The organism is Microbacterium sp. ZW CA_36 (assembly GCF_044987475.1).
Lineage (GTDB): Bacteria > Actinomycetota > Actinomycetes > Actinomycetales > Microbacteriaceae > Microbacterium.
The window spans coordinates 87,050-100,551 of record NZ_JBJDRL010000008.1; the positions used below are offsets into that span (position 1 = coordinate 87,050).

Here is a 13,502-nt window from a genome sequence, read left to right on the forward strand (position 1 = left end):
ACGCACACCGTCGATGGGCTCACTGATCAGGTCCGCACCTACCTCTCCAGCACCGCGAGCTGCTGCGTCGCGCGCGTCATCGCGACGTAGCGGTCCACCGCGCCCTCGATCCCCTCGCCGAACCTCGACGGCTCGACGAGCACGACGAAGTCGAACTCCAGGCCCTTCGCGAGCTCCGGCGTCAGCGAGCGCACGCGGTCCTGGGCGACGAACGACGGGTCTCCGATGACACAGGCGGTGCCCTCGGGATGCGCCGTGAGCCAGGCGCTGAGGATGCCGTCGCGCTCCGCCGCACCGGCGCGGAGCACGGGGGCTCCGCTGGAGCGGATCGACGTGGGCACGTTCGCGCCGGGGATCGCGACGCGGATCACCGGCTCGGCCTCCGCCATGACCTCGCTCGGCGTGCGGTAGTTGATGGTGAGCGAGGCGATGCTCACGTCGGTGAGCCCTGCGTGCTCGAGTCGCTCCTGCCATGACTCGCGGAACCCGTGCCGCGCCTGGGCCCGATCGCCGACCACAGTGAAGCTGCGCGACGGGCAGCGCGCCAGCAGCATCCGCCACTGCGCATCGGTGAGCTCCTGGGCCTCGTCGACGATGATGTGCGCGAACGGCCCCGCCAGCAGGTCGGGGTCGTGCGCGTCGACCACCGAGTCGTCGACGAGGCTGTTGCGCAGGTCGTCGCCGTCGAGCCATTGCATCATCTCGTCGCCGGCCTCCTTGAGGCGGTCGACCACCTGCGCCATGTACTCGCGCTCCTGCGCGAGCTTCGCCTCGCGCTCCCGCCGCCGGCGCGAGGCGCCGGGGTCGCCGAGCCGGCGCCGTGCCGCGTCGAGCAGCGGCAGATCCGACGTTGTCCACGCGGTGGCGTCGCCTCGCTGCAGCACAGCCACTTCTTCGGGCGTGAGCCACGGTGCGCAGCGGCGCAGGTAGGCGGGCACCGACCAGAGGTCCGACACGAGGACGGATGCCTCCACCAGCGGCCACGCACGCCCGAACGCTCGGGTCAACTCCTCGTGACGCGCGAGCGCTCGCCGCAGCTGATGCGGCGGCACCTCCTCGCCGTCCGCCTGGTCGGTGAGGATGTCGAGAACCGTCTCCCAGACCTGGTCCCGAGCCTCGTTGTGCGGCGTACCGGGCTCGGCCGACGCGAACGCCTCCGCCCAGTCCTCGGGACTGAGCCACAGCTCGGCCCACGGCGTCTCGACGACGAGGCCATCGGCGGGCGGCTCTTCGTACAGGCGCACCGCCGGCTCGATCGCGTCCACCATGCGCCCATCGGCCTTGAGTCGCTCGACGACCGGGTCGCGCTCGCGCTCGGCGATCGTGCCCTCGGCGACGAGGTCGCGCAGCGTGCACGTCTGCACGCTCTCCTCACCGAGGCTCGGCAGCACGTCCTCGACGTACGACAGGTAGGCGGGGCTCGGACCGACGAACAGCACGCCGCCGCGGCCCTCGCCCAGATGCGGGTCGGAGTACACGAGATACGCGGCGCGGTGAAGCGCCACCACCGTCTTGCCGGTGCCCGGACCGCCGTCGACGACCAGCGAGCCACGCGAGCCGGCGCGGATGATCGCATCCTGATCCGCCTGGATCGTCCCCAGCACGTCGCGCATGCGCGGCGAGCGGCTCGCACCCAGACTCGCGATGAACGCGGACTGGTCGTCGAGCGCGGCGCTCTGCTCCAACCCGTCGGCCGTGAACACCTCGTCCCAGTAGTCGGTCACGCGGCCGCCCGTCCACCGGTAGCGGCGACGACTCACCAGGCCCGAGGGGTGCGCATGGGTCGCCGCGAAGAACGGCTCGGCAGCCGGCGTGCGCCAGTCGACGAGGAGGCGCCGGCCACCGGCATCCGTGAGTCCGAAGCGGCCGATGTAGACGGTCTCGGAGCGGTCCGCGGGCACCATGCGGCCGAGGCACGCGTCCATCGTGAAGCGGCGCAGCACGCGCAGGCGTGCGGAGAGGCGATGGATCTCGAGGTCGCGCTCGAGACCGGCCTGCCCGTGCCCGCCGGGGCGTCGACGGAGCTCCGCAAGGCGCTCCTCGAGGCCGTCGATGGAGCGGGCGAGGCTCTCGGCGATGGCGGCGAACTGCCGTTCGTCAGCGCTGATCAGCGCGGGGTCGGACTTGGCGGAGAGGCGTTCGGGCAGCTGGAAAGGGCTGGTCTGGATGGGATTCACGGCATCTGCTCCTGGCGGACATCGCGACGCGGCGTTCGGTGAAGGAAGGGGCGGAGAGGCGTCGCGATCGACCAGTATGCGCCCCCAGGGGGCCCTTGCCGCAAGGCCCCCTCCGCCCGGTATCCTGGAAGTGCGGGCGGGGAGGAACTCAGTTCGAACGGGCGGTCGCCCGCAGGGTTCCCGGCTCCAGACCCAGCGTCCACTCGGCGACGTCCGACACGAACTGCTCGTGCGCGCCGTCACCGGCATCGTGGCTGTTGTTCACCGAGGCGCTCTGCCCGTCCACGGCCATCAGGATGCGGATGCCCGCCGCGTGCGCATCGACGGTGGCGAACTCGCCGGCGCTGATGCCGTGCGCGATGATGTCGACGATGCCGGCCCGGTTGAGCGTCTCCTGTTCGACCAGCGCCTCGTTCAGCGGCCGGCTGAAACGCGAGAGGTGGCGGGCATTCAGCCACAGCCGCGCGAGATCCCACGAGTCTCGGCTCTCGAACCCGGTGACCAGGCGTGCCAGCCGCTGCATCGCGGTGCCCTCCCTCGGGAAGAGCTCGGCGCGCTCGGCGGCAGCGGCGCGCGCGAACGCGGCGACGACGAGATCCTCGGCGGCGGGGAAGTAGTGCGTGATCAGCCCCGGACGCACGCCGAGCCGGTCGGCGACCGCGCGCAGGGTGATGCGCTCGAGGCCCTCGGTGAGCGCGATGTCGGCCGCGGTCGCCAGGATCTCTTCGCGCCGCTCTTCCGGCCGTTTGCGAACCCGTCGCGCATCGCCGCTTGACACCATGCCGTCCATGTTATTGGATGTGTGACCAATAGCCTATTGTCCGCACGGCCAATAGTCACCGTGTCCCGAGAGCAACGAAGCCGCGGTCCGAGGACGTCGTCCGGTCCGCCCGAGAGGATCACCGTGTCACAGCACCCGCAGACCGCGCAGGCGCCGGCGCCACCGGCCGAGTTCGTGGACGCCCCGAACCAGCCCGAGACGCGCGGCATCGAGCTGATCGGAGCCGGCGAGCGTCATGGCCGGGCTCGCGACCTCTTCTTCGTCTGGGCGGCGCCGAGCGTCAGCATCCTGAACTTCACCGTCGGGGCCACGCTCGTGCTGCTCGGGCTGGAACTGTGGCAGGCGGTGCTCGTCGTGATCGCCGGATCGGTGCTGTGGGTCTTCCCCGGCCTCATCGCGATCAGCGGGCCTGCGGCAGGCACCTCGGGTTCGGTCATCACGCGGGCCATCTACGGCATCATCGGCAACAAGCCCGTCGTGGCGTTCACCGGGTGGCTGATCGGAGCGGTGTTCCTGGCGCTCAACTGGCTCGCGTCGTCGTTCCTGGGCGCGGGCCTGCTCGCGGGAATGGGGCTGAGCGACCCCGTCGTCGTGCCGATCGCCGTGACGCTCGTGATCTCTGCGCTCACCGTGCTCGTGGCGGTCTACGGCCACGCGCTGATCCTGCGCGTCTACTCGTGGCTGGCGATCGTGCTGGCCGTCATCTTCGTGACCGTCGCGGCGTTCATCCTGCCGCAGGTCGACTGGAGCTTCCAGCAGCCTGAGCCGCTGTCGGGCGTGCCGCTGTGGTCGGCGATCACGATCGGCTTCACGATCATCGCCTCGTCGCCGATCTCGTTCATCAACAGCCCCGACATCGCGCGATACCTGCCGCGGTCGACGAAGCCCTCGCACATCATCGCCGCCACCGCCCTCGGCGGAGCGCTGCCCGGCATGGTGTTCACGATCGTCGGAGCGCTGCTGGCGACCGTCGCCGCCGGCGCGGTGATGGAGGCCGGCATCGAATCCGCTCTCCTCGGGATGCTGCCCGCGTGGCTCGGGCCGGTCCTGGTCATCGGCGTGATCACGAACACCATCGCGCTCAACGGCATGACCACCTACACCTCGAGCATGGCGCTGCAGGCCATCGGCATCCCCATCCGCCGCATCCCGGCCGCGGTGGTGGTGGGCGTCATCGGCACCGCGCTCACCATCTACCTCGTGCTGTCGACGAACCTTCTGGATGCCGTCAACCTCATGCTGCAGTTCCTCGTCATCGTCTCGGCGCCCACGATGGCGGTATTCGTCGCCGACGTCGTGATGCGCCGCAACCGCTACGACGGCGTCGAGCTCTTCGACGAGGAGCGCGGCGGCCGCTTCTGGTACAGCGGCGGATGGAGCATCCCGGGCATGGCCGCTGTCGTGATCGGCGGCATCGCGACCGCGCTGTGCCTGTCGACCGAGGTCTGGACCGGGCCCATCGCCGAGAGTCTCGGCTACGTCGATCTCTCGGTGCCGGTCGGGATGCTGGTGTCGGTCGGCGTCTACACCGTGCTGCTGCGCACGCCGCTCGGAAAGGCGGGGCGGCCCGCCCGCGTCTGACGTCCTCCGCGCAACGGGGTATTTTGAACGAGGTTCACTTACACCGCGCGCGACGGGAGACGACGACGATGCCGGACCTCGACCCCGATCACGCGCGCGCCCGCGGTGCCTTCGGCGTGATCGCGATCGTCGGCGATGGGCGTGTCGGCCGGTCGATGGCTGCCGCACTGCGGGCCGCGGGCGCTGAGGTGCGCGGACCGCTCGGCCGCGGTGACACCGCAGACGGTGCCGATCTCGTGCTGCTGGCCGTTCCGGATGCCGAGATCGCGGCAGCCGCGGCTGTGATCGTGCCGGGACCCCTCGTGGGGCACTTCTCGGGTGCGTCGACGCTCGAGCCGCTCGCACCGCACGAGGCGTTCAGCATCCATCCCCTCACGACGGTGGCGGGTGCGGCCGTGTCGTTCGACGGGGTTCCGGCCGCCGTCGCCGGCTCGACCCCTCGCGCCGACGCTGCCGCACGTGCCCTCGCGGACGCCCTGGGGATGGCGCCGTTCGAGGTCGCCGACGCCGATCGCGCCGCGTACCACGCGGCGGCATCGATCGCCTCGAACTTCCTCGTGACACTCGAGTGGTTCGCCGAGGACCTCGCCGCGACGGCCGGGGTCCCCCGCCACGCGTTCGCACCGCTCGTGCGCGCGACGGTCGAGAACTGGCATGCCGGCGGTGCCTCGGCCCTCACCGGCCCCATCGCGCGCGGTGACGACGAGACCGTGGCACGCCAGCGCGCGGCGGTGCGGGAGCGAATGCCCGAGCAGGCCGAACTCTTCGACGCCCTCGTCACGGCGACGCGGCAACTGGCCGCCGCGCACGCCACGACGGTCGTCCGTGGTTCGGGACCCGCAGCGGGGGAGACCTCGTGGTGATCGTCGTCCGAACCGTCGCCGACCTGCGCGCCGCCCTGCGCGAGCGCCGCGGCGGATCCATCGGCCTGGTGCCGACGATGGGCGCGCTGCACGAGGGACACCTCACGCTCGTGCGGGCGGCTCGCGCCGACAACGACACCGTCGTGATGTCGATCTTCGTGAACCCCGCGCAGTTCACCGAGCAGGCCGACCTTGCCGCCTACCCGCGCACCGAAGAGCGCGACGTCGCGCTCGCCGAGGAAGCCGGTGTCGACGTGGTGTTCGCCCCGGACGCCGGCGAGATGTATCCCGACGGCTTCTCCACGACGGTGAGCGTGACCGGATCCGTCGCCGAGACCCTCGAGGGCGCCCAGCGCGGGCGCGCGCACTTCGACGGAGTCGCGACCGTCGTGACGAAGCTGCTGCTCGCAGCGCTCCCCGATGCCGCCTACTTCGGCGCGAAGGACGCGCAGCAGGTCGCGGTGCTGCGCCGGCTGACCGCCGACCTCAACGTGCCGGTCGAACTCGTCGTGTGCCCGACGTCCCGCGATGACGACGGCCTCGCCCGCTCGAGCCGCAACGCGCGGCTGTCGCCCGATGAGCGCGCACGCGCGCTGGCCATTCCGCGCGCACTTCAGGCGGTGACGGATGCCGCGGCCTCCGGCATCCGTGATTCCCGCGCGCTGCGCGACCGGGCGCTGGACGTGCTGGCCCAGGGGATGATCGCGCTCGAATACGTCGCGTTCGTCGACCCGGAGACGTTCGAGCCGGTTCCCCAGGTCGATCGCCCGACACTGGTCGCCATCGCCGCGCGCGTCGGCGCGACGCGGCTCATCGACAACACCGTGATCGACGCAGGAGGTTCGTGATGCGCCCGCAGGTGACGCTTCGGCGGCTGGAAGACATGAAGGCCGGCCACGAGCCCATCGTCATGGTGACGGCCTACGACTATCCGACGGCGCGGGTCGCCGAGCGGGCCGAGGTCGACATGGTGCTCGTCGGCGATTCGGGCGCGCAGGTGGTGCTCGGCTACGACTCGACCGTGGCGGTCTCGATCGACGAGATGCTCGTGCTCGCCCGCGCGGTCCGTCGCGGCGTGCGGTCGGCGTTCGTCGTGTGCGATCTGCCGTTCGGCTCGACCGAGGTGTCGGACGAGCAGGCGGTCGCGACAGCGGTGCGGTTCGTCCGGGAGGCGGGGGCCGACGCCGTGAAGCTCGAGGGCGGCGGCGAGGCGCGGCTGAGCCGCATCCGCGCGATCGCTGCGGCCGGCATCGCGGTCGTCGCGCACGTCGGGCTGACGCCGCAGACCGCGGTGGCGCTCGGCGGAATGCGCGCGCAGGGCCGCACCGCCGAGTCCGCGGCGCGGTTCGCCCGTGAAGCGGTCGCGGTGCAGGAGGCCGGCGCCAGCGTGCTCGTGGTCGAGGCGGTGCCGGCCGAGGTCGTCGACGTGGTGCTTCCTGCCCTCGACATCCCCGTGATCGGGATCGGCGCGGGTCGCGCCGACGGCCAGGTGCTGGTGATGCACGACCTCCTCGGCATCACCGAGGGCAAGACGGCGGCCTTCGTCAAGCGCTTCGCGGCCGTCGGCGACGAGATGGTCGGCGGCGTCGCGGCGTACGCGGCGGAGGTGCGCGGCGGCGTGTTCCCCGGCGCCGAGCACGGGTACAGCGCGAACGAGGCTGCGGTCTCCGCTGCCCGCGACGCGCTCGCCACGCCCGCGACGGACTGAGCGGATGCCGCGGCCCGCGGTGTCCGAACCCGTCAGCGCGGTGCGGCGCCGGTCGACTCGCGCCAGATGACGCGGTGGATCGGTCGGACCTCGGTCGGGAGGGGCTCGTCACGCAGCGCCCTGATGAGCCGTGCCATCGCGCGTGAGCCCAGGCCCTCGAGGTCGACCTCCACGGTCGTCAGCGCCGGACGCAGCAGGCGCCCGAGCGGCTGGTCGTCCCACCCGGTGACGCTGAGGTCGTCGGGCACCGCCCAGCCGCGGTCGATGGCGCCGCGGATCGCGCCGGCGGCCACGAGGTCGTTCGGCGCCACCACCGCGGTGGGACGCCCGCGGTCGGGCAGGCTCCGGATCGCTGCCATGCCCGATTCCGAGGACCAGTCGCCCTCCACGACGTCGAAGGATTCCAGCCCGAGCGTCTCGATCGCCGCCAGGTAGGTGTCGCGTCGTGCGCGGGCGGAGGCGAACTGCAGATCACCGGTGATGTGGAGGAACCGGCGGTGCCCGAGGTCCGCGAGCCCGCGTATCAGTTCTCCCACGGCCGAGGCATCCGCCAGTTCGCCGATGCCGCGCATCTCGTCGTCGAAGTCGGCCGAGGCGACGATCGGAGTCCCACTCGACGCTTCCAGCTCCGCCGCGGCGTTCACCGGGGCGAAGGCGACGATGCCGTCGACCTGGCCGGAGTCCGCCAGCTCGGCGACGCGCTGCGTGCGCTCGTCCGCGCCGCCCTCCAGGCTCAGCACCTCCACGGCATAGCCGGCTGCGTGCGCGGCGGCACTGGCGCCCGCGAGCATGCGGGCCGGGCTGTACGCGAGGGTCGGCACCACCACCGCGAGCCTGCCGGTCCGGCGCGTGCGCATGGAACGGGCGACGAGGTTCGGGCGGTAGTTCAGCTGCTCGACCGCGGCCTGCACCCGCGCTTTGGTGGCGGGTTTCAGTCCGTCGGGGGCTCGGAAGTAGCGCGACACCGTCTGATGCGAGACGTCGGCGAGACGGGCGACCTCCATGATCGTCGGCCGGCGATGCGCTGCGGTGTCTGTCATGGGCGCCTTCCCTCGACATCCATGTTGACACAGATTGTGAACCTTCACTATTCTCACTTCTCGAACTTAGTGATCGATCACTAAGTGAAGGTTCACCCCACGCTCACCGCGCAGGGATCCCGGAAAGGACGACGATGTTCACTGGCAGGAAGAAGACGGCGATCGCCGCCGCTGCGGTCGTCACGGCCCTCGGCCTGGCGCTCTCAGGCTGCGCCGGATCGGCACCCGGCGAAGCCGCAGCCACCTATGACCCGGACGAGGAGGTGACCCTGGACTTCGCGTTCTGGGGAAACGACGTCCGGGCCGAGATGTACAACGAGGCGATCGCCGCGTTCAACGAGGAGTATCCGAACATCACCGTGAACTCGACCTTCCTGGCGTGGGACGAGTACTGGGAGAAGCGCCAGACCGAGGCCGCCGGCAAGAACCTCCCGGACGTGTTCCAGATGGACATGACCTACGTCCGCCAGTACTCCGAGAACGGGCTGCTCCTGGACCTCACGCCCTACGTCGGCGACATCATCGCCACCGACGGCTACGACGAGAGCGTGCTCGACATCGCATCGATCAACGACACGATCGCCGGCATGCCCGTCTCGACGAACGCGATCGGAATGTTCGAGAACGTGGTCCTCACCGACCAGGTCGGCGTCGAGCCCTTCGCCGGTGGCGACTGGGAGGCGTACGACGAGTGGCTGTACCAGGCGCGGGATGCCGCCGAGGCCGCGGGACTCGAGGTGTGGGGCGGTGCGGACCCCACGAGTTTCATTCAGCCGTTCGAGCTCGTGCTCCGCTCCGAGGGCAAGTCGGTCTTCACCGAGGAGGGGGAGGTCGGCTTCACCAAGGAGGACCTCGCCGACTTCTGGAATCGTGGCGGCGGGTTGCGGGAAGACGGCGTCGTCACCCCGCAGCAGCGGATCCAGGAGGTCTCTCCCAAGGGCGCCTTCGACTCCGCCCAGGCGCTCACCGAGATCGTGTGGGACAACTTCGGCGCTCCGTACCTCGCGAACCTCGGCGACGCGTATCCCGACCTGAACCTCCTCGCGCCTCCGGTGACGGAAGAAGGAGCCAAGGACCTGTACAAGAAGGCCGGCATGCTGATCTCCGCTGCGGCGAGCACGGAGCACCCCGAGGCCGCCGCCCTGTTCACCGACTTCCTGGTGAACAGCCCCGAGGTGGGCGCCATCTTCGGCACGAACCGAGGGATGCCCGCATCCCAGACCCAGCTCGAAGGCGTGGAGCTCGACGAGACCGCCCAGCAGATCATCGACTACGAGGAGTCGATCGCCGACCGCATCGGCGACGCCCCGCCGGTGCCGATCGTCGGCTACGGCTCGGTCGAGGCCAAGTTCAAGGCGCTCGGTCAGGAGCTCGGCTTCGGGACCATCACGGTCGACGACGCGGTGGATCAGCTGTTCGCCGAGATCGACGTCATCGTCAACCAGTAGTCACGACCGAAACGGACCCCTCATGTCTTCCTCCCCCCTCCGCGTCGGGATCATCGGCACGGGCGGCATCGCACACGCCCATGCCGACGCCCTGACAAGCCTGCGGCCGCGCGTCGAGATCGCCGGCGTGGTCGACCTCGACCGCGCTCGCGCCGAGGCGTTCGCCGAGCGCTTCGGCGTCGACCGGGTCTACCCCGGCGCCGCCGAGCTGTTCGCGAACGAGCGGCTCGACCTCGTGCACATTTGCACCCCGCCGCAGACGCACACGCCGCTCGCGATCCAGGCGATGCGCGCCGGTGTCACCTCGCTCGTCGAGAAGCCCACGGCGCTCAGCCTCGGCGAGATGGACGAGCTCGCCGCTGTGCAGGCCGAGACCGGCGTGCCGGTCCTCACGGTCTTCCAGCACCGCTTCGGCGCGGCCGCCCGCCACCTGGCGGCGCTGGCCGGAGCGGGCGAGCTGGGCCGCCCGCTCGTCGCCACCTGCGAGACGCTGTGGCACCGCCCCGACGAGTACTTCGACGTGCCGTGGCGGGGGCGATGGGATGTCGAGGGCGGCGGTCCGACCATGGGCCACGGCATCCATCAATTCGATCTGCTGTTCGCGATCTTCGGCCGCTGGTCGCAGGTGAGCGCCTTCGCGGCACGGCAGCTGCGGCCGACTGACACCGAAGACGTCTCGATGGCGCTGGTGCGCTTCGAGAACGACGCCCTCGCGACGGTGGTGAACTCGCTCGTCTCGCCGGACGAGACGTCCCGGCTGCGGTTCGACTTCGAGTACGCGTCGGTCGAGGTGCAGCATCTGTACGGCTACACCAGCGAGGACTGGACGTTCACGCCGGCCCCAGGACACGAGCACCTCACGGCCCGCTGGGCGGATGGCCTCGACTCCGGTGCGATCAGCGGCCACCGCGATCAGATCTCCGCCATCTTCGATGCGCTCGAGGCGGGAGAGGCTCCCGGGGTCGACCTGACCGAGGCGCGGCGCACCATCGAATTCGCGGCGGCCACATACGCGTCGGCATTCCGCGGCGTGACGGTCGAGGCCGGCGAACTCGCCGGCGCCGACCCGTTCGTCCGGTCCATGAGCGGCGGGATCGTCCCGTGGGCGCCCGTCAAGGAGGTCCTCGTATGAGCGCGCTGCGCGTCACCCACGAGTCCGGCTCGGCGGTCAGCGTCCGCGACGGGGACATCGACCTGTTCACGTACGTCTACGCGCCCATGACGGTGGCGCTGGAGTCGCCGAAGCCGTACCTTCACCCGATCCGCACGCGGGCGGGTCACGCGGTGAGCCTGTTCCGGCCGCATGACCACGTGTGGCACAAGGGGATCGCCTGGGCGCTGCCGGTCGTGAACGACGAGAACTTCTGGGGCGGACCCACGTACGTGCACGGGCAGTTCTACGTGCAGTTGCCCAACAACGGCGTGCAGCAGCACGAGGGCGAGATCGAGCTGGAGTCCGGCGCCCGCGCCGCGGTCTCGCACGCGCTGCGGTGGATCACGGAGTCGGGCGACGACATCTTCGCCGAGCAGCGGGAGCTGAGCGCCGAGATCGTGTCGGAAGACGCGTGGGCGCTCACGTTCGACACCCGCCTGACGAACGTCGCCGCTGCGCCGATCGCGATCGGCTCCCCGACCACCCGGGGCCGTGACAACGCCGGCTACGGCGGGCTGTTCTGGCGCGGCCCGCGCTCGTTCACCAACGGCACCCTCGTCGCCCCCGGCGTCTCGGGCGCCGGCGACGAGGTGCGCGGCGCGCGCTTCGAGTGGATGGGCTACGTCGGCCACCACGACGACAGCGACGCCACGTCGCTCGTGCTCATGCTCGACGACGCCACCAACCCGCGCCACCCACCGCAGTGGTTCGCCCGGTCCGCGGAGTTCGCCGCGCTGAACCCCGCGCCCTTCTTCAGCGAGGAGGTCGTCGTCGCCCCGGGCGAGACGGTGCGGTTCCGGTACGCGGTGGGGATCGCCGACGGGGGAGCGGATGCCGCGGAGCCGCTCGCGGACGCGCTGCGCGGCATCCTTCAGCCGGTCGTAGTCTGAGGCATGAGGAGAGGAGCGAACGTGGTCGACACCGCCCCGAGCTTTCCCGGAGCGACCTCCGTCACCCTGCTCGACGTCTACGAGGACCTCGGCCCCGACGGACTCCGCGGCGGCAGCCCCCACATGCACCTGGCCTCGAACGAGTGCTACGTCGTGATCGGAGGACGCGGGGCGCTGCACACGGTCGACCCGACCGGCGTCCGCGAGACCGAGCTGCGCGAAGGCTCCGTCGTCTGGTTCACGCCCGGGACGATCCACCGCGCAGTCAACCACGGGGGTCTGAAGGTCCTCGTTGTCATGGGCAACGCGGGACTTCCCGAGGCCGGGGATGCCGTCATGACGTTCCCCGCCGACATCGTCGCCGACCCCGAGCGATACGCTGCGGCGGCGACGCTGCCTGATGCGCCGCTGGAGGCGAGAGCGGCCGCCGCGTCGCGCCGCCGCGACCTCGCGGTCGAGGGGTTCCATGTGATCCGCGACGCCGCGGCCGCCGGGGACTTCGGCCCGCTGCGAGCGTTCCACGCGGCAGCGGCCGCACTGGTCCGGGAGCGCGCGGCGGCGTGGTCCGACATCGTGGAGCGCGGCCCCGTCGCGCAGGCGGCGCAGAGCCTCGACATCACGCGCGCGATCGCCGGCGGCGAGGCGACGCATCTCGCCTCGGCGACGGTGTCCCTCGCCGCCGAGCCGGCAGGCGAGCGCGGCTTCGGCATGTGCGGGCGACTGCGGGCGTACGACGTGAGCGAGGCGCTCGTCCCGCGTTGACACGGTGGGGAGCGGATGCCGCGGCCGACGCAGCCGGATCCGATCAATTCGCTGAGAGAGCCCGATGAGCTCGCCGAAGCGGCCGGTGCGATGCGCCGCCGACCGTAGGGTGGAGAGCACAAGGGGAGTACTCCCGCCTGCGGCACACTCGTCACTACGGATCCAGCGCCGGATCCCGGGTTGCCGGCCCTTCGGGGCGGAGGAGACCTTGGCGGTCTTTCACACGCCACGTCTCCGATAGGGAAGGAACCTCCATGGGCTCTCTCAACCGCCTCTTCGACCTCGCCGCCAAGGCACTGGACTCCTCGGGCTCGCAGTCCTCCTCGGGCTCGCAGGCCTCCTCCAGTCCGCAGACATCCGGCAACGGACGCGACTGGCGCGCGATGGTGCGCGACGTCGCCGGCGCCGGTGCCGGCGTCGGCCTCACGCCTCCTGCGGCGACCGGGGTCGGTGTCACGCCTCCTGCGGCGCACGTCCTCGGCGTCACTCCTCCGGCGCCGTCGGCTCCCGCCGTGCCGGGAAGCGCTGTCACACCGACCGCCGCGGACCGCGCCGCGATCGCACGCTACGAGTACCTGCTGCAGACGTCGGACCCGCACCAGGTCGAGGCCATCCACCGCGAGGCCTTCGCCCGGCTGACGCCGCAGCAGCGTGCTCAGGTGCAGGCCGGCATGCGTTCGGAGCTGCGCCCGTCGGAGCAGCCGCGCACCGCCGAGGCGCCCGAGCTGGCGCGCGCCGCCGCCCGCACCGAGGCTCTCCGACCGGGCGCGATGGCCGGGCTGCTCGCGCGGGTCGGTCGCGGCAGCCGGGCACCGCAGGGCGGTGGGATGGCGAAGAGCGCCGCGCTCGTCGGTGCCGGCGGGCTGCTGGGTGCGGTCGCGGGTTCCGCCGTGGTGAGCGCCGTCGCGGCCCCGCTGCTGGCGCAGGCGGTGGCGACGGGGATCGACTTCGACGCCGTCGCGAGTGCGGTGGACCTCGACGCGATCGCAGGTGGCGTCGACCTGGGCGGTGCGGGCGATCTCGTCTCGGGTGCGGGGGAGGCCGTCTCGGGGATCGGCGAGCAGCTGTCGAGCTTCGAGATCCCGGGGCTGGGCGGGCT

12 protein-coding genes are annotated in these 13,502 nt (G+C 71.4%); 9 read left to right on the forward strand and 3 right to left on the reverse strand.

Going from position 1 to position 13,502, the window contains the following annotated elements; translation table 11 throughout:
- Positions 1–38 precede the first annotated feature (38 nt).
- Together helR and ACI3KX_RS06140 are read right to left on the reverse strand one after the other, a co-directional pair.
- On the reverse strand, positions 39–2,177 hold the full coding sequence (gene helR, locus ACI3KX_RS06135; RefSeq protein ID WP_404908688.1) for an RNA polymerase recycling motor ATPase HelR: 2,139 nt from the start codon (positions 2,175–2,177) through the stop codon (positions 39–41).
- A gap of 148 nt (positions 2,178–2,325) precedes the next feature.
- Positions 2,326–2,958: a TetR/AcrR family transcriptional regulator gene (locus tag ACI3KX_RS06140; RefSeq protein WP_404908691.1), complete on the reverse strand. Its 633-nt coding sequence runs from the start codon at positions 2,956–2,958 to the stop codon at positions 2,326–2,328.
- Positions 2,959–3,081: 123 nt separating this feature from the next.
- On the opposite strand from ACI3KX_RS06140, the gene ACI3KX_RS06145 reads away from it, so the two are divergent.
- The 4 genes from ACI3KX_RS06145 to panB all read left to right on the forward strand — a co-directional run bounded on the left by ACI3KX_RS06145 (position 3,082) and on the right by panB (position 7,110).
- Complete coding sequence (locus ACI3KX_RS06145; RefSeq protein WP_404908694.1) at positions 3,082–4,539, forward strand: purine-cytosine permease family protein; 1,458 nt, start codon at positions 3,082–3,084, stop codon at positions 4,537–4,539.
- Positions 4,540–4,607: 68 nt separating this feature from the next.
- A complete protein-coding gene (locus tag ACI3KX_RS06150; protein ID WP_363356798.1) occupies positions 4,608–5,402 on the forward strand; it encodes a DUF2520 domain-containing protein in 795 nt (264 codons plus the stop codon).
- Positions 5,399–6,250 carry a pantoate--beta-alanine ligase gene (panC, locus tag ACI3KX_RS06155; RefSeq protein ID WP_404908718.1) on the forward strand — a complete coding sequence of 284 codons (852 nt, stop codon included), beginning with the start codon at positions 5,399–5,401 and terminating at the stop codon, positions 6,248–6,250. Before ACI3KX_RS06150 ends, panC begins: the two co-directional genes overlap by 4 nt.
- Positions 6,250–7,110, forward strand: coding sequence for a 3-methyl-2-oxobutanoate hydroxymethyltransferase (gene panB, locus ACI3KX_RS06160; protein ID WP_363356799.1), 861 nt, complete (start codon positions 6,250–6,252; stop codon positions 7,108–7,110). Before panC ends, panB begins: the two co-directional genes overlap by 1 nt.
- A gap of 32 nt (positions 7,111–7,142) precedes the next feature.
- Here panB and ACI3KX_RS06165 read toward each other — a convergent pair whose 3' ends face one another.
- Positions 7,143–8,150: a LacI family DNA-binding transcriptional regulator gene (locus ACI3KX_RS06165; protein ID WP_363356800.1), complete on the reverse strand. Its 1,008-nt coding sequence runs from the start codon at positions 8,148–8,150 to the stop codon at positions 7,143–7,145.
- Positions 8,151–8,284: 134 nt separating this feature from the next.
- Here ACI3KX_RS06165 and ACI3KX_RS06170 point away from each other — a divergent pair, with 134 nt between their 5' ends.
- The 5 genes from ACI3KX_RS06170 to ACI3KX_RS06190 form a co-directional block, all read left to right on the forward strand.
- Complete coding sequence (locus ACI3KX_RS06170) at positions 8,285–9,598, forward strand: ABC transporter substrate-binding protein (protein ID WP_404908698.1); 1,314 nt, start codon at positions 8,285–8,287, stop codon at positions 9,596–9,598.
- Positions 9,599–9,620: 22 nt separating this feature from the next.
- A complete protein-coding gene (locus ACI3KX_RS06175) occupies positions 9,621–10,730 on the forward strand; it encodes a Gfo/Idh/MocA family protein (RefSeq protein WP_404908701.1) in 1,110 nt (369 codons plus the stop codon).
- Positions 10,727–11,641 (forward strand): PmoA family protein, encoded by a 915-nt coding sequence (locus ACI3KX_RS06180; RefSeq protein WP_404908704.1) that lies wholly within the window; start codon positions 10,727–10,729, stop codon positions 11,639–11,641. The genes ACI3KX_RS06175 and ACI3KX_RS06180 overlap by 4 nt, the downstream gene beginning before the upstream one ends.
- 21 nt (positions 11,642–11,662) lie before the next feature.
- A complete protein-coding gene (locus ACI3KX_RS06185) occupies positions 11,663–12,403 on the forward strand; it encodes a cupin domain-containing protein (RefSeq protein WP_404908707.1) in 741 nt (246 codons plus the stop codon).
- A gap of 254 nt (positions 12,404–12,657) precedes the next feature.
- The coding region (locus ACI3KX_RS06190) for a hypothetical protein (protein WP_404908710.1) at positions 12,658–13,502 on the forward strand (845 nt) is incomplete at its 3' end.